Origin of the sequence: Pseudomonas sp. SWRI22, assembly GCF_014268395.2 — a bacterium.
In the GTDB taxonomy this organism is placed as follows: domain Bacteria; phylum Pseudomonadota; class Gammaproteobacteria; order Pseudomonadales; family Pseudomonadaceae; genus Aquipseudomonas; species Aquipseudomonas paracarnis.
Window position 1 is genome coordinate 836,818 of record NZ_JABWQK020000001.1, and the last position, 16,453, is coordinate 853,270.

At 60.2% G+C, this 16,453-nt stretch carries 14 protein-coding genes; 3 read left to right on the forward strand and 11 right to left on the reverse strand.

The window, feature by feature from the left end; all coding sequences use genetic code 11:
• Both mexE and HU730_RS03495 read right to left on the reverse strand, forming a co-directional pair.
• Entirely contained in the window at positions 1–1,242 is a 1,242-nt protein-coding gene (mexE, locus tag HU730_RS03490; RefSeq protein WP_034135660.1) for a multidrug efflux RND transporter periplasmic adaptor subunit MexE, read from the reverse strand.
• Between the two features lie 217 nt (positions 1,243–1,459).
• Positions 1,460–2,356, reverse strand: coding sequence for a LysR substrate-binding domain-containing protein (locus tag HU730_RS03495; RefSeq protein ID WP_054895919.1), 897 nt, complete (start codon positions 2,354–2,356; stop codon positions 1,460–1,462).
• A 103-nt stretch (positions 2,357–2,459) separates the two neighbouring features.
• On the opposite strand from HU730_RS03495, the gene HU730_RS03500 reads away from it, so the two are divergent.
• Positions 2,460–3,737, forward strand: coding sequence for a DUF2254 domain-containing protein (locus tag HU730_RS03500; protein WP_057977307.1), 1,278 nt, complete (start codon positions 2,460–2,462; stop codon positions 3,735–3,737).
• A gap of 27 nt (positions 3,738–3,764) precedes the next feature.
• Here HU730_RS03500 and HU730_RS03505 read toward each other — a convergent pair whose 3' ends face one another.
• The 8 genes from HU730_RS03505 to HU730_RS03540 all read right to left on the reverse strand — a co-directional run bounded on the left by HU730_RS03505 (position 3,765) and on the right by HU730_RS03540 (position 12,354).
• Positions 3,765–4,346 (reverse strand): TetR/AcrR family transcriptional regulator, encoded by a 582-nt coding sequence (locus tag HU730_RS03505; protein WP_034127369.1) that lies wholly within the window; start codon positions 4,344–4,346, stop codon positions 3,765–3,767.
• Positions 4,343–5,983, reverse strand: a complete 1,641-nt coding sequence (locus tag HU730_RS03510) for an AMP-binding protein (protein WP_054895916.1) — start codon at positions 5,981–5,983, stop codon at positions 4,343–4,345. Before HU730_RS03510 ends, HU730_RS03505 begins: the two co-directional genes overlap by 4 nt.
• A gap of 70 nt (positions 5,984–6,053) precedes the next feature.
• Positions 6,054–7,298, reverse strand: a complete 1,245-nt coding sequence (locus HU730_RS03515) for a GTP-binding protein (RefSeq protein WP_186527738.1) — start codon at positions 7,296–7,298, stop codon at positions 6,054–6,056.
• Complete coding sequence (gene nthB, locus HU730_RS03520) at positions 7,295–7,951, reverse strand: nitrile hydratase subunit beta (RefSeq protein WP_096144579.1); 657 nt, start codon at positions 7,949–7,951, stop codon at positions 7,295–7,297. Before nthB ends, HU730_RS03515 begins: the two co-directional genes overlap by 4 nt.
• A 41-nt stretch (positions 7,952–7,992) precedes the next feature.
• Entirely contained in the window at positions 7,993–8,586 is a 594-nt protein-coding gene (gene nthA, locus HU730_RS03525) for a nitrile hydratase subunit alpha (protein WP_186527739.1), read from the reverse strand.
• A gap of 75 nt (positions 8,587–8,661) precedes the next feature.
• The gene (locus tag HU730_RS03530) at positions 8,662–10,176 is read right to left on the reverse strand and encodes an amidase (protein ID WP_034127374.1); all 1,515 of its coding nucleotides are present in this window, start codon (positions 10,174–10,176) and stop codon (positions 8,662–8,664) included.
• A 170-nt stretch (positions 10,177–10,346) separates the two neighbouring features.
• The gene (locus HU730_RS03535; RefSeq protein WP_072448579.1) at positions 10,347–11,213 is read right to left on the reverse strand and encodes a transporter; all 867 of its coding nucleotides are present in this window, start codon (positions 11,211–11,213) and stop codon (positions 10,347–10,349) included.
• An 82-nt stretch (positions 11,214–11,295) separates the two neighbouring features.
• A complete protein-coding gene (locus tag HU730_RS03540) occupies positions 11,296–12,354 on the reverse strand; it encodes a phenylacetaldoxime dehydratase family protein (protein ID WP_186527740.1) in 1,059 nt (352 codons plus the stop codon).
• A gap of 586 nt (positions 12,355–12,940) precedes the next feature.
• On the opposite strand from HU730_RS03540, the gene HU730_RS03545 reads away from it, so the two are divergent.
• Positions 12,941–13,876, forward strand: a complete 936-nt coding sequence (locus tag HU730_RS03545; RefSeq protein WP_054895909.1) for a helix-turn-helix domain-containing protein — start codon at positions 12,941–12,943, stop codon at positions 13,874–13,876.
• 529 nt (positions 13,877–14,405) lie between these two features.
• Positions 14,406–15,311, forward strand: a complete 906-nt coding sequence (locus tag HU730_RS03555; RefSeq protein WP_034127378.1) for an SEL1-like repeat protein — start codon at positions 14,406–14,408, stop codon at positions 15,309–15,311.
• 186 nt (positions 15,312–15,497) lie between these two features.
• Here the strand turns inward: HU730_RS03555 and HU730_RS03560 are convergent, their stop codons facing one another.
• Positions 15,498–16,412 (reverse strand): LysR substrate-binding domain-containing protein, encoded by a 915-nt coding sequence (locus tag HU730_RS03560; protein WP_034127379.1) that lies wholly within the window; start codon positions 16,410–16,412, stop codon positions 15,498–15,500.
• Positions 16,413–16,453: the final 41 nt, after the last annotated feature.

The window sequence follows — 16,453 nt, forward strand, 5'->3', positions numbered from 1 at the left end:
TTAACCGCGTGGAGTCGCGACGCTTGCGAGCTTGGGCGCGGGTTTTTCCGGCGCCACTTGCTCCAGGTTGCTGGCTTCAAGCGCTTGTCGTTGTTGGGCCAAGGCGGCGAGGGTTTCCTTGCTGGCCATCGGGATGGTTTCCGGTGCGACCGGCGAGCCTGGGCGTACACGCTGCAGGCCCTTGACGATCACGGTGTCGTCCTTGGTCAGGCCGCTGCGCACGATGCGCAAACCTTCGATTTTCGGCCCCAGTTCCACCGCGCGATAAGCCGGCTTGTCGCCGTCCATCACCAGCACGAATTTCTTGCCCAGGTCAGTGCCGACGGCTTCGTCGTTGATCAACACCGCCGAATAGGTGCCGCTGCCGACCAGTTTCAAGCGCGCATACAGGCCAGGGGTGTATTCGCCCTTGCTGTTGTCGAACACCGCACGGCCACGGATCGTGCCGGTAGCCGGGTTGACCTGGTTGTCGACGAAGTTCATCTGGCCCAGGTGCGGGTTGCCGGTTTCGTTGGACAGGCCCAGGTACACAGGGGTGGTTGCGCCACGCCGGCCTTCACGGGCCAGTTCGGTGTACTTGAGGAACACGCGCTCATCGGCATCGAAGTAGGCATAGACCTTGTCGGTGGAGACCACACTGGTGAGCGCAGTGGTATCGGCGGTTACCAGGTTGCCGGCGGTGATTTCGGCACGGCTGACGCGGCCACTGATGGGCGAGGTCACGCGGGTAAAGCTCAGGTTCAGCTTGGCCAGGTCCAACTGCGCCTGGATCCCGGCCATCGCGGCACGGGCTTCCTGGGCGGCGGTGGTGCGCGAGTCGGCCAGTTCGGCGGAGATCGCATTGCTCTGGCGCAGGCGTTCGCCGCGTTGGGCTTCGTTTTCGCTGCGGGTGGCGGCGGCTTTGGTCTGAGCCAGTTGGGCCTCCAGGCGGCGTACTTCGGCCTGGAACGGGCGCGGGTCGATCTGGAACAGCAGGTCGCCTTTCTTGACCAAAGCGCCTTCAGTAAAAGCGACTTGGTCAATCTGGCCGGACACCCGAGGACGAATCTGCACGGTTTCAGGCGCTTCAAGGCGCCCGGTGAACTCGTCCCACTCGTTGACCGGTTGTTCCAGCACCTTCGCCACGCTGACTTTGGCAGGAGGCATGGCGGCCGCTTGTTCCGGGGACTTGCCGCACGCGCTCATCACCACCACGGCCAATATCGCCAGAGGGAAGCGCAAATGTTTGAGTGACTGTTCCATGAGGTGCATCCGCCAATGTATTTGAGATGGGCGGATCATGCGCGGGGAGGTGCTATGTCACGAATCGAATGAAGCAAAGGTAACTATCATTCGGAATGATATAAGCGCGGAGTCAGCCCTCTAGCATGGGGGGGTTGTTAGGGAGCTATCAATGTGATTGATGACAAAAGACTGTTGCTGAGGGTGCAAGGAACTTTCCCAGCAATCGGTGGGAGCATCACGGCGCCTCAAACGCGTCGCCCAGAAAGTCGATCAAGGACCGCACCGACGGCATCAGCCCACGCCTGGAGGGGAACACGGCGGTGATCACGCCTTCAGCGGGTTGCCATTCAGGCAATACGGCAATCAAGCGGCCATCGGCCAGTTCGTCTTTCACGACTACCTGCGGCAGGTTGGCGATGCCCACGCCCGCCAGTGCTGCGTTTTTCAGGGTCGACATATCATCACTGACCAGGCGTGGCGTGTGCGCGACCTGGGCCGTCGCGCCGTCCGGCCCGGTCAGGTCCCACAGGTACGCAAGCAACGGGTTGCCCCAATGGATCGTCGCCAGCCCGGCAAGGTCAGCCGGTAGCGAGGGCAGGGGAGCGTCCTGCAGAAAAGTCGCGCTCGCCACCAGTACCTGAGGACTTTTAGCCAGTACCTTCATGACCAGCTCACTGCTTTCCAGCGGCGGGAAACACAGGTTCAAGGCCATGTCATAGCCTTCGCTGATGATGTCGACCTTGCGGTTGAAGCTTTTCACGTTCAGTTCGACGCTGGCGCATTGCGCCATGAATTGGGCGAGCATCGGCGCCACCCAGTAGTTGAGCAGCGCAGTGGTGCAACTCAAGCGGATCACGCCCCGCGGCTCTGATTTGTTGAAGGCAATCACATCTTCGGCCGACTCGGCTTCGGCAATCATCGCCACGCAATGGCGGTAATAGGCCTGGCCGATATCGGTGACCTGGAACTGGCGCGTCGAACGCTGTATCAGCCGCGCCCCCAGCCTGGCTTCAAGCTGGCTGACTCTGCGGCTCAAGGTCGATTTGGGCAGGTTCAGCGCACGGCCCGCCGCCGCAAAGCCGCCGTGCTCGACCACCTTGGCGTAGAGGAAGAGTTCGTTGAGGTCGAACATGGGCAGTGTTCCATTTTTGAGATGGCCAAGATTAATTCAACTTAGCCAGTATCGACAGCCATGTACACTCCGTTCAAATCGACGCAGTCACCGAGGGCACCACATGATCGACCGTTTGCGCTGGGCAACCCATCGTCTCACCAAGCGATTGTGGTTCAGAGCCTCCTTGTTCTCGCTTCTAGGGGTCGCTACGGCACTGCTTGCCGTTGTGTTCAAAGACTTCGTTCCCGAGTCCCTGCCCACGCGCATCGGTGCAGATGCGGTGGACAAGATTCTGGGCATCATTGCGTCCAGCATGCTGGCCGTCACGACCTTTTCGTTGAGCACGATGGTCACCGCGTACGGTGCCGCAAGTAGTGGTGTGACCCCGCGAGCCACCACTTTGGTGATGGAAGACACTACGACACAAAACGCCCTCGCTACGTTTATTGGCTCATTTCTTTTCAGCCTGGTAGGCATCATTGCCCTGAGCACCGGCGCCTACGGCGCGCAGGGTCGCGTGCTGCTGTTCGCGGTGACCATCGCCGTGGTTGTACTGGTGGTCTACACCCTGCTGCGGTGGATCGACCATTTGTCCAAGCTCGGCAGGGTAGGAGAAACCATCGACCGCGTCGAAAAAGCGGCCATGGCGGCCATCAGCCAACGCGCCCAATGGCCCTGCCTCGGCGCTGCAGCCTACCCGACCGATCACGCTCTGGCCCCCGGCGCAATGACCATCGAAAGTGAGCAGACGGGCTATGTGCAGCATATCGACGTGTTGGCCTTGGGCGCTATCGCGCAGCATGACTGCACGCATATTTACCTGGAGGTGGTGCCGGGAACCTTCGTGCACGAAGGCATGCCACTGTTGCACGTGGTCAGCCTGGGCACCAGGCAAGACGATGGCACACAGGCCACCAGGGAAAAGATCCTGTCTACGCTGACCATCGGTAACCGTCGCACGTTCGAACACGATCCCCGTTTCGGGCTCTGCGTCCTCTCTGAAATCGCTTCGCGCGCGTTGTCACCTGCCGTCAACGATCCAGGTACCGCTATTGATGTAATTGGCCGGGGAGTGAGAACGTTGACATGCTGGGGTAAGCCCGGCGGGTCTGGCCGGCAGACAGATCAGCAGTGTGAGCAGGTATTTGTTCGAGGGCTGAACGTCGATGATCTGTTTGAGGATTTCTTCGCCCCGATCAGCAGAGACGGTGCAGGTGTGTTCGAAGTGGATGCTCGCCTGTTGAAAGCCCTTATCAGCCTTGCCGAAATAAACCCTGTTCTGTTCAAAACGGCGTGCCTTAGGCAGGCGGACCAACTCGTCACACGCGCGCATGCAACACTGACACTGCAGCATGAGAAGGAGCGACTAAGCGCCTTGGCCAAGGCGATAGGCGTGTAGGAGGCTACTGGGCCTGCGCAGCGGCACTCAAGGTAGGGAATTAATGGCCTTTATGACCGCATCGGCGATGGTCTTTGTAATAAGCCGACGCTGACAGTTATCAATCGTCGGGCTCAGCCATGTGGGCAGGCTGTTCAGTACGGGCAAAATCGCCGTGAGCGCTCCCTCACGCAACGGCCCGCCGGGCTGATGGCCCTGCTGGCCGATCACCTTCATGAGTTGCGACTCATAGGCTCGCCTCAATCGCTCAACGCTCGCCTGCATCGGAGCGCCCAGGCAATTGGCGTCCATGACCGCTAACTTGAAGTGCCCGGTCATCTGTTCATGCAATTGAAGATGGCCTTCGATCAGTGTTGTCAGACGTTGTGCCGGCGTCAATCTACGGGTGTTGATCCGGTCGACGTGCGACAAGAGCGCCTGATACAGCTCTATCAGCCACTCATACAACATGGCTTCCTTGCTCTCTACATGGTGATAAATTGCTCCCGGGCTGATGCCAACATGCGCTGCCAATTCGCGCATGCTGACCTGGCTGAAACTACGCTCCTTGAACAGCTCCAGGGCTCTGCGCTGAAACTCCGAGCGGCTGAGCGCGAGAGCCGTCCTCATGTGTCGAGTGCCTGCTGCTTGGCAATTTCCTGGTTGCGCAGTATGAACCGCTGCAACTTACCACTGGGGGTCTTGGGCAGTTGCTCGACGAACTCGATTTCCCGTGGGTACGCATGCGCAGCCAGGCGCTGTCGGACATGCAGGCGCAAGACTTCTGCCAACTCGACACTGGGCAGGTACTCACGATTGAGCACGACAAACGCCTTGATCAGTTCGGTGCGTTGCGGGTCGGGCTTGCCGATCACCGCGGTTTCGACGACTGCCGGATGTTCGACGAGCGCGCTCTCCACATCGAAAGGCCCCACGCGGTAGCCGGACGTGGTGATCACATCGTCGTTACGGCCGACAAAGCTGATACTGGCGTCCTCATTGAGCTCCACGATATCGCCGCTCAAGTAATAACGGCCCACAAACGCCTTGGTGGGCATGTGAAGGTAGCCATTGAACCAGCACAGGGGCGAGCGCTCGCGATCCACCGCCAGTACGCCCGGCTGGCCTGTCGGCAACTCCCTTTGCGCATCGTCCAGCACGACAATCCGGTACCCCGGCACCGCATAACCGGCAGAACCCTCGCGGACCCGATGGCGTAACCCATGGTGATTGCACAGCACCATGCCGATTTCGGTTTGGCCGTAATGATCGTGAATGACCACGCCGAGCTGTTCGGCGAACCAACGGATGACTTGTGGGTTGAGCGGTTCGCCGGCGCTGCTGACGACACGCAGTTGGCCACGTACGGCGTCGGCGAACTCGGCCCCGGCGTCAATCAGCAGGCGAAAGGCCGTAGGCGAGCCGGCCAGGTTGCTGATCCCGTACTTGGCGATAATCCGGCTGGTGCTTTGCGTGGTGAAAGGGCCGTCATGGAACAGCGTGGCCCGGCCGCACGCCAGTGGCCCGGTCACTGCGTAATACAAGCCATAGGCCCAGCCGGGGTCGGCGAGGTTCCAGAAACGGTCGTCTTCGCGCAGGTCGATTGAATCGCGCATATAACTTTTGAAGGCAAGGATGGCGCTCAAAGGCACCTCCAGCGGCTTGGCCGGCCCTGTGGTGCCCGAGGTGCACATCAGCAGGAACGGCGCACGGGCGTCCAGCAGCTCAGGTGTGCAGTCGGGTTGTTGATGTTCCAGCACATCCCAAAACGCGTAGTCGCTGGGACGCCGTGAGGTGGCGTCGGTCACGATGACGTGGGGGCAGTCGAAGAGCTCGTCCAGCTTGGGACGATTGTGGGCGTCGGTCACGATCCAGCGCGCGTTGGAACAGTCCAGTCGCTGTTCAATGGCCTTGGGGCCGAACGCGGTAAAGAGTGGTTGGTAGACCGCCCCGATGCGCCAGGTTCCCAAGATGGCAATCACCAGTTCAACCGTGCGTGGCATCAGGCCGGCAACCCGATCCCCCGGCTGCACGCCATGGGCTCGCAGGAAGTTGCCGAAGCGCGCCGCGTGCGCCTGCAGTTCGCTGAAGGTGTGCTGCGTGGCGTGGCCATCGCGCGTTTCACAATACAACGCCACGCCATTGCCATGGGCATGCCGGTCGCAGCATTCAATGCAGGCATTCAAGGCGCCGGGTTCGCCGTGCAAGTCCCGGGCAGCCAGCTGTAGATAATCGAAGGATGAGACTGCTGAGTCGTAATCGCGCATAACGTACCTGATTATTATTGTTGGAATATGTGCTTTGCCCACGCAGGCTGCGCGGCCACCTCTACCTCGGTCAAATGGGGTCAGCCTGCAAGGACGGCGTCGGCGCCGATAAGGCCAGGGAGTCAAAGGTTGTCGCCCCCGGCAGGGCTTGCCAGGCCGAGGGGCCAGCGGCGATTTCCTGAGCGCTCAGCAGGCAATTGTCGAGTGCGCGCTGCAGTGCCTGGGTGTCCAGGCTCTGGCCGATAAAGACCAGCTCTTGCCGGCAATCGCCGACAATGCTGTCCCACTTGGCCATGATGTTCTGCAACCGATATTCATCCAGCGGCCATTGCGCCTGCTCGATGAAGTTCCACCAGTGCGCGACGTAGTCCCACTGGAATTGCCTGCCGCTTTGCACCAGCAGGCCGGTTTCCAAGTGCCTGCTGGCGAGCCAGAAGTAACCTTTGCTGCGCAACAGTCGCCCGTTTCGCCAGGGCTGCTGGAGAAAATCGAGTAATCGCTGTGGGTGAAAAGGGGCACGCTCGCGGTACACCCAGGAGGTCACGCCATAGGTGTCCGATTCAGAGGCCGGTGCGTCGTCGGCCTGCATTTTTTTCATCCAGCCGGGCGAGGCCACAAGGCTGGGCAAATCAAACAGGTGAGTACCGAGGATGGCGGATAACTCCACGTTACCCTGAGTCATCGGTATGATCCGCGCGCTCGGGTTAAGGCCGGCGAGGATCGCGTGCACGGCCTTGTAGCCGGGCTCGTCGATCAGGTCCAGTTTGTTGACGAGAATGACATTGGCGTATTCCACTTGCTCGATCAGCAGGTCGGTCAGGTGGCGCGTGGGTGCGTCGTCGCGGTCCACAATGTCCGGCGATTCGAGCAATGCCTCAAAGCGACTGCCATCGACCACCGTCACCAACGTATCGAGCCGCGCCAGTTCGCTTAGGCTGAAGCCCTGCGCGTCGAGGAAGGCGAACGTCTCGGCAACCGGCATCGGCTCGGAAATCCCCGTGGACTCGATCAACAAGTAGTCGAAACGTTGCTGGCGTGCCAGGGCGCTGATCTGCTCGAGCAAATCGGCGCGCAGCGTGCAGCAGATGCAGCCATTGCTCATCTCGATCAACTCATCGCGGCCCCGGTGCAGCGCTACGTCGCGCCGCACCTGCTCGGCATCGATGTTGACCTCGCTCATATCATTGACGATGACCGCAACGCGCAGGCCGTCGCGATTGCGCAGGATATGGTTGAGGAGGGTGGTTTTGCCGGCGCCGAGGAAGCCGGAAAGCACCGTCACCGGCAGTCGGCCTGCCAAGGCACCGTCCATCATGCGTTCACCGTGCCATCGGCGTGGTCCAGGTAGCTTTCGAACAGGTCGACCACCACGAACCCCTCATCTGCTGCATCGCCCCAGAGATCTTTCACGCGAAACTCGACGTGGTAGGTCGGCTGATGCGCCGCGCTCAGATCACCGTGGCCGATAGCGTCAGGGAAGGGCCACTTTTGCGCGGTGCGGTGCACAACCACGCCTTCTTTGCCGCGCACGTAGGCCGGCATGCGGGTATGCCCGGCCACATACTCGTTGCGCACCACCACCCGGTCGCCCACTTCAAAGGGCGGGCGGCCGCTGATCGCCGGGCGCCCGCTGGCATGCGCGGGGTTCGCCAGCTTGAAGTGCGAACCCAGGGCCTGGTCGAGTTCCGCCTGGGTGATCACACCGGTTTCGACCAACAGGGTGGCGGTCGCGATGACATAGCGTTCGTAGTATTGGGTGCCGACATGTTGGCGCACGTCGAGGCGCTCCACGGCATGGCGAACTTCGTCCACGCTGAACTTTTTCAAGTGATCGGCACCGACAAACATCAGGCTGTAGGCCAGGTGTTCCCAGTCCTGCTTGAACACGGGTTGGTAGCTCAGGCTGTTGATGGTGTGAGGGATTTTGCCAAAGCCTTGAAACCCACCGAGATCGTGAAAGCCATCCATTGTGAATACCTCTGAAAAATGCAAAAAACAAAGGGCACCGTTTACGCCACGTAAGGCAGCGCCACGCCGATAAGAACATCCTTGGTGATCAGTTTTCGCAGGGCCTCTTCATCCATGGATTCGCTGCCCTTGGGCCGTAAAGGCAGCACCAGATAGCGGGTTTCGGCGCTGGTGTCCCACACCTTGACGATGACGTCGGCCGGCAGCTCGGTGCCCAGCTCCCGCAGGACGGTGCGCCCTTCGCGCACCAGTCGGGCGCGGAACTCGAAGCCCTTGTACCACTCCGGCGGCAAACCCAGGACAGGCCAGTTGGTGCAGGAGCACAGGCTGCACACAATCACGTTTTTCACGCTGGGCGTGTCTGGCAGCGCAACAATGTATTCACCCTGCGGGCCGGTATAGCCAAATTGGGCGCACGCCGCGGTGCCGTCTTTGAGCAGCAGTTCGTGAAACTGCGGGTCCACCCAGGCTCTGGCGACCACTTGAGCCCCGTTCTCCGGGCTCCACTGGTGTGCCATCAGCTGTGTCATGTGGTCGATGTAACCGTCGGGGATCAGATCCTTCTGTTTGAGCACTTGCAGTAGCGCTTGCGCGCGTTCTCCCGGTGTTGATGTGGTTGCTTCATGTGCGCTCATAAGTTGACTCCTCATCGTTGAGCTTCTGGGCAGCGCCTGGCGGCTTGTTCTTTTTGCGCTGCCCGGGTTTACCGGCTAACAGTTTTTCCAGTCAACCGACGCCTCGAACGCTGCGCCAGCCTGGTAAATCGTGCCTTCGGCATAGTGCTTGCTGACCAGCATCATCCCGACAGGTAAACCGTCTACCAGACCACAGGGAATCGACATGGCCGGATGCCCGGTGATGTCCTGGGCAGAGGCATTGCCGATCATTTCCAGTGCACGGGCCACGTACTCGGTAATCGAGCAACCCGGCTGCGGGTGGGGTTGGGCGATGATCGGGACGGTGGGCATCACCAGCAGGTCATACCGCGCCAACGCGGCGTCATACCCGGCACGTGCCACGCGCCTGAGGTTTTGTGCCTTGGCGTAGAAACGTCCGTTGTAGCGTTCCAAACCGTATTGCCCGACGAACATGCACAGCTTGAGAGAGGCGGACAGGTCATTGGCCTGATCGCGCCATCCGGCTTGCTGGTCCAGCAACCCGAGGTCATACAGCCCTTGCCAGTTAAAACCGGCCCCATTGCCGTGCATCATCTGCATCATCAAGCCTTCACAGCCGATGGGGTGCCATAGCGAACCGGCAATGCTGTGCTCAGGCACTGACACCTCCTCGACCTGCGCGCCCAGCCGCGAAAACGCTGCAATGGCTTGACGTACGCAAGAGGCCACACGTGGGTCCTGGTTGGCCAGTTCAAAACCTTCGCGCAGGATGCCGATCCTCAGCCCGCTGACACCGCGTTCCAGGTAATCGCTGTAAGCGTCGACCTGCGGCGCGGCTTGTCGCGGATCGAGCCCATCGGCGCCGGCCATGACTTCCAGCATCAAGGCGTTGTCGCGCACGTTTGCGGTAATGGGGCCGGCGTGATCGATAGTCGCTTCGATGGCCATGATGCCGGTGTAGGGCACCAGTCCGTGGGTCGGCTTCATGCCGTAAGTGCCGCAGAAGGCGGAAGGGATGCGGATTGACCCGCCCTGGTCACCGCCGACTGCCAGGTCGACCTCGCCGGCGGCAACCAGTGCTGCGCTGCCGGAAGACGAGCCTCCCGAGGCAAAGCCCTGGCGAAAGGGGTTGTGCACCGGTGCAGGATCGGAGGTGTGGCTGCCGCCGGACAGGCAGTAGTGTTCGCACGTTGCCTTGCCGAGGATGGTCGCGCCGGCATCCAGCAAGCGCGTGACAACCGTGGCATCGAAGGCGGGAACGAAGCCTTCAAGCGGCTTGGCACCATTCATCATGGGGACACCAGCCAGTGAAATATTGTCCTTGAGGGCGACCGTTTTACCCGCCAGCTTGCCTTCGCGCGCACCGTTGACTTCGGTGCGGAAGTACCAGGCGTTGAGTGGGTTGTGTGCGGCCGAGGGACGATAGCCCGAGCTGCGTTCATAACGGACCGGCGGGATGAAGTCCGGCAGCTCGTCAACCAGGTCATATGCGTCGAAGCTTGCCTGCATAAGCGCCAGGTATTCATCGGCTTGCTTTGCACTGAGTTGCATGTGCAGGCTGCTCGAAATATCCAATAGCTGTTCAAGGGTGGGGCGAGCGATTGCCATGGTTGGGCTGTCCTTATCGTAAGTGGCCGAAGAGCACTGCGTGCTCAATATCAGCGAGCCTGGGGCTCAAGATAGTCCGCGCATCCAGCCGGCGGCTTGGTTGAGAAAGACATCGACTTGGTTGAGCCGGACACCCAGGCGCCAAGGGCGCGCGGTCGCAGTTTCTGGCGTTAAAAAATGTGCGCGTAGCGCAGGTTCATGCGGAAGTCTTCGCGGGTGCCGTTGTCCACCGAGAGGTCTTTGCCCAATTGCAGTTGCACTTGGTCGGTGGGGCTGACGAACTTGGTGGCCGTGAGACGCAAGTTGGTGGTGCCTAGTTCGTTGTCCTGATTGACATGCTCGACGTTTGTCTCGCCACCCCAGGTACGCCCCAAGCCAATACCAAAGGTGGTGGTGGCGTCCGGCATGTAACGCCCCATGATCTGCGCTGCGTAGGACACGTCCTGCTTCATGCGGTCGGCATTTGCACCGTAATCCGTATTGTCGCCATACCAGGTCGCGCCGCCGACCAGGTCCATCGCCCATTTCTCTGTGAAGTGCTTGACGTAGGCGCTCTGCAGTTCGAATTTCCAGCGGTTCTCCCCTAGGTTAAGCGCGTCGTCCTTGTCATACGTCCCCGAAGGCACATACACATAGGGGGCGATACTGAGGGTGTCGCGGGCTTCGTTGAACCGCCATTTCACCGGCGCGGTGAGGATCAAGTCGCCCACGCCTCGAGTACTGCCCAGTGCTGAGGCGTCACCTGCGCCGGAGACGTGCCCGAAAGGCAAGAGGAATTGCGGGTCGATAGTGACTGTGTCGCTGAGCGCATACACATGGAGCAGACGCAGGATGCCAACGTCGGAGGTCACCCTGAAGTCAGAGCTGACCTTGTGTCCGTTGGCGTAAGCCGAGTCCGTAGTGGCGTGCTGATAATAAATCGCACCGATAGTGGCGCCGACCGGATATTGCTCGTAATCGCCAGGCGCGACTTCACCCGCGTTGGCGTGGAGGGCGGGCAACAGGGTTGAGAGAGTCAGCAGGTGGATCTTGTTCATTGTTTATTCCTCGCACAGGGGACCGGGCCACCCGTGAAGGGTGGCAGGCGGTAGAAGCCGGGTTGTTAAACGCCGCGGGCGCTCAGGCTGTGGGCGGCAAGGCGTCGCGCAACATGCCGGTTTGCGAGTGACAGTTGATGTACTCGAAGACCTGGCTCTTGGCGTCGGACACGGACACCTCGTGGTACAGCCTCAACTTCTTCAAACCCGCGGCCACGCGAAAGAACGTCACGAAAATACGCAGGTGGGTAGGGTGGGATTCAGCCCAGCGTTCGAGTTTCTCCACCGAGCGCCAGTGACCGATGTTGTAGCTCAGGTCGAGAACGTTGCCGTCCAGGTCAATATTGCGCACGAACCTGTTGCTGTAGCAGCCCAGCGGCTGACCGTTGTCACGCAGGAAGTCCATGCCGTCCTGCAACGTCGGTAAAATTTCGTCGAGGTAGAGGGAGCGCTCGTCTGCCTCGGCATCCGCCCAGTCCTGGCCTGAACGAATCAGTGTGAGGTTGTCGTGCCCCAGCACCACGACGCGTCCGCCCTTGGCGGGGTCGCCCGCGACCACTTGCAGCTCGCTCGTGGGCTTCATCCAGTCGGTCTGGGAGATCGGGAAACGGTCGCGCATCGAGCCCCAATAGCCGTGCTCTTCGATCTCGCCACTGGTGGCATCCATGACTGCGCCGACACCGGGCAGGTTTTCCTGGAAGGCGTATAGCGTCTCGAACTGCTCGGCGCGTGGCGCGGCGATTTCGCGGAAGTAACCCAGGCCTTCACCCAGGCGATCCGGTGAACTCCACCAGTCATTCACCTGGGGTGAGCGCAACCAGCGGCAATGGGCGGCAGGGTCTTTCCAGTACCCGACCACAATCAGATTATCAAAGCCGCTGCTGTCGGTGTGCTGGGTCAAATCGTAGTTCTGCGGGCCCTCTGCCAGGCTGAAACTGCCGACGATGTGGCGCATAGCCTGCAAGGCCGCCTCGCGCTGGGCATCTCCTTGATATTGCACGCCCAGATAAGCCATCACCACTTGTTGCAGTTGCTCATCGGCGCGCGCCACCCACATCGGGAACGGCGGTTGATACTCTTCGGGTACACGGCGGGACAGGGTGCGTGGGCATTTCAGATGTGTGTCGATTGCAGATTCCATCTTGAGCTCCTCGTTATCTTCGTTCAGGCCTACGGGTGGGCGTCATCGCGTCGGCGGCAGGGGGCGCTTGGCGACCTGCCGTCGGTGCAGTAGCTGCATGGCCCCCCATTCAATCAACCAATAAGCCGACTCCTCAGGCGCGAGGTCGCGCCGTTGCAGAAGCCAGGAGGAATCAGCCAGTCGTGGTGCAGAGTGTCGATGCATGGCGTGCCTCATCAGCGGGGTATGAGCTGCTGCGAGGTGGAAATTAGGCCGGCAGAGAAGGCCGCGCTTTGTTAGGCGAGACAACCGCTTGGTTGGCAAAGACAGTCCTGCTACGGAGGTTCACCTGTGGTCTGCGCTGGTGCACACGGGCTGATGGCGTGATGTGATGTGCCCTTAAACGGGCATAGGCGCGAGACCTGTGGCGAGGGAGCTTGCTCCCGTGACGGCCTGACAGCCGCCTCCCTCTATCTGACACCCGTCGGTGCAAATGTGGAAGCTGGCTTGCCACTGCATTTGGCGTGTTAATTGCTTCGATGGCTGACAATCGGCCGCACGTTACAACTTCTCGAGCGCCTATTGCATCGTTGTCGAGGTCAGCGTCATGAACCCGAACACTCAGTATTCGACCCTTGCCGTCCCTGCAACACGTCGGTTTGATTATTGGAAAGAAGTGGTCTGTCGTCATTGCTTGGCGGCCGATAGCAAACCCTTGTCCCAGAGCCGCTTTGATGGCTCGCTCACCCTTAATACAGTCGGCGCGCTGGACATCTGTACGCTGTCTTCGCCGCTGCATTACTGGGAGCGTTCCGAGCAGCACCTGCGCAGCGGTCCGGCCGAAGATTTATGGTTGGGTTTCGCTCGAAAGGGCCATGGGCAAATCGAACAAGGCTCAAGAAAAGCCAACCTGGCGACGGGCAACTTGTTTCTTTATGACGCAACCCAGGCGTTTCGCTTCAGCCTGGGTGGTACCGAAAACCACTTGATCCGTATTCCCAGAGCGTTGCTCACCGAACGCCTGCCGCGTATTGCCGAGTACACCGCGATGGTCCTCGACGACCGGCGCCCAGGCGTCGTGCCCTTGCGTGAAATGCTGCACCAGGCCGCGAGCACGCCTGCGTCGCTGCAGGATGAGCGCATCTCGAATCGTTACTCAAGTGCTGTGCTTGATCTGCTTGTAATCAGCCTGGAACTCCAGGACCTGAAAACCAGCCATCAGGAAATGGACCTCTACGGCCGCATCATGCAGTACATCCAACGCCACCTGACCGAGCCGGAGCTGTCGATTGAAGCCATCGCCAAAGCCCACAATGTGTCCACCCGCACCGTTACACGGGCCTTCGCACGCTACCAGAAAACCCCCGTTGCAGAGATCTGGAAAGAGCGCTTGAATGCCAGCCGAGAAGCAATCGAGCGTGGCCAGGTACGCAGTGTGTCCGAAGCGGCGCTGGACTTTGGGTTTTCTGATTTCTCGCATTTCAGCCATGCCTTTCGCAAGGCGTTTGGCGTGGCACCGAATACGCTTTTACGCCGCGATTGAATTGCAAGAAGGAGCGCTTGTGCCGGGTAGCGAGCCTCTGAAAAGCCAGGAATGAAAGAGGCTATCCGGATCCCCGCAAAGCATTTTGATTGGGCTCCAGGACAATGTTTTCAGGTCGATAACGCTTTTGTTTGCCCTCATTCGCATCGAGTGTGCGATTGATCGCCAATGGCGATTTCCGAAGGACTCCAGTCTGGCAGGCGCTGGTACTCAGTGTTTTTCTCTCGCAGGGATCGTTTTTGTGGTTTGGCCGAGATTCTTGATCTTATCGGTCAGCATCATTCGTTCAGTGCAGCACCGAGTGCAGCCAGCGCTACGGCATTGCGATTCGATATAGCGGGACGAGGTTGCTTCGGCGTGATCGCCACCGTGAGCGCCCCTTCTACGGCAGCTGTAACCGCGTGCGCCTGAGTGCCAGTGGGTGGTTGCACGGGTGTCTTTCCTCCAGCAAAAGCCACTATTTGGGCGATAACCTCTGCTCAAAGGCTGGCATAATGCCTTGCTTTTACCGCAAGGACGCACGGACGCCATGTTAAAACCAGCCTACCTTCTTTTGTTTTTCTTCACCCTCGCGGGCTGTCAAAGCCTGCTTCGACCTGCTGATTACGATTCCCTCCACGTTGGCTTTCGCTGCATGGGCCTTGCTGGTATAGAGCCCTTCAACCGAGACAACTTGCGTTATATCGAACGCTTCGCCGGTTACGGCAACGCCACCTGCATGGCCATGCTGGGCAAGCTGTATCAGGAAGGCGGGCACGGCGTCGATCAGGATTTTCGCAAGGCCCGTGCCTTGTTCGTAGAGTCCGCCAAGATTAAACCGGCCACCAATGTGCTGCTGGGTCAGATGGCCGAACGCGGCGAGGGTGAACCCGTGGACTATGCCAAGGCGCGCCAGTTCTATCGCCTGTCTGGCAACAATGCCGTGCTGGCGCTGGGGCGTTTAATGGAGGAAGGCAAGGGTGGCCCGCAGGATTTGCCGGGCGCCTTGGCACTCTATCTTGACGCAATCCGTTACTGTGGCGACGAAGAGTGGCAAGCCATGAATCGTCTGCGTCTGGCAGGACAACCGCTGACTGAAGACCAAATAAAACGTTATCAGCAAATCTGGCTGACGAGTTTTCTCAAGCTGCAGACTCGGCGGCTGGCTGTCCGGGAAGTGTTTGAAGCGGTCAATGCCACGGGCGAGAAGAAGAGCGTGCGGCTGTCCTATCGCTTCACGTCAGACAGCGGTACGCCGAAAGTAACGATGCTCACAGGTTCGGGCGACGCGAATGTCGACGCATGGGTCATGAAGGCCGCGTCGCAAATCACAATGGGTAACGCCGCGCCGCTGACCGACAGTTCGGGCGTGCGGGAGATCGTGGCGCCGCTGGTCTTCGTGCCTCAAGACACCCAGCGCATGATGGGGTTGTGCGGGAGAAAGCCCTGCGGTTGACGGGTTTCTCGCGATTTGTAGCGCTCATGAATATCTGCACGCTGAGAGTCCAATATGGAGAAGGCCAGGATGCGGTCAACTGCTTCCAAGAGGTCTCGGTGCACCGCGTCGTCGAATGGAGTGGATGAGTTTCCCAGGGATGAGAAGGGGCAGAAATGATCAGCTAAACAGCCTGCCACATGGTCCCTATAAACTTTCCGGATCGCCAAAAAACATCTGAATCCGCGACCTCAACCACCGCTCCCCCGGATCATTATCCTGCGAACCTCGCCACGCCATGTGCAGCTCAAACGAGCGCACCGGCAACGGCGGATCCTCGGCACGCAAACCACCCGCCGAGGTCAGCGCTTCCGCCGCATAATCCGGCACGGTGGCCAGAATGTCCGTACCCGCCAGCAACGTACCCAAGCCATTGAACTGTGGCACCGCGAGCACAACGTGGCGTTTGCGGCCGAGTTTTTCCAGCTCTTCATCGATAAACCCGCTCAAGTCACCGGCAAAGGACACGAGCGCGTGGGGCCGTGAGCAGAAGTCATCCAGGCTCAGCGAGCCCGGTACGCTGTCGGCGCGCAGCAGTTTGGGCAGGCTGCGGCGCAGTACCTTGCGCTTGGCGTTGGCGGGCAGGTCGGCGGTGTAGCTGACGCCAATGGAGATTTCACCGGAGGCCAGCAGGCCGGGCATCAGGATGTAATTGACGCGGCGTACCACCAGCACAATGCCGGGGGCTTCGGAACGCAGGCGTTTGAGCAACTGCGGGAGCAGGGCGAACTCGACGTCGTCGGACAGGCCAATGCGAAACACGGCGGTGCTGGTAGCCGGGTCGAATTCGGCGGCGCGGCTGACGGCGGTGGAGATTGAGTCCAGGGCCGGGGAGAGCAGGGCGAAGATTTCCACGGCGCGGGCCGAGGGTTCCATGCTGCGCCCGGTGCGCACGAACAGGGGGTCATCGAACAACCCGCGCAGGCGTGACAACGCTGCGCTGATGGCCGGCTGGCCGAGGAACAATTTCTCGGCGGCGCGGGTCACACTGCGCTCATGCATCAAGGTTTCGAATACGATCAAGAGGTTAAGGTCGACACGACGCAGGTCGTTACGGTTCATCTTGTGTCCTGGAAGAGTCAGCAAACTTGATGTGAGCGGTC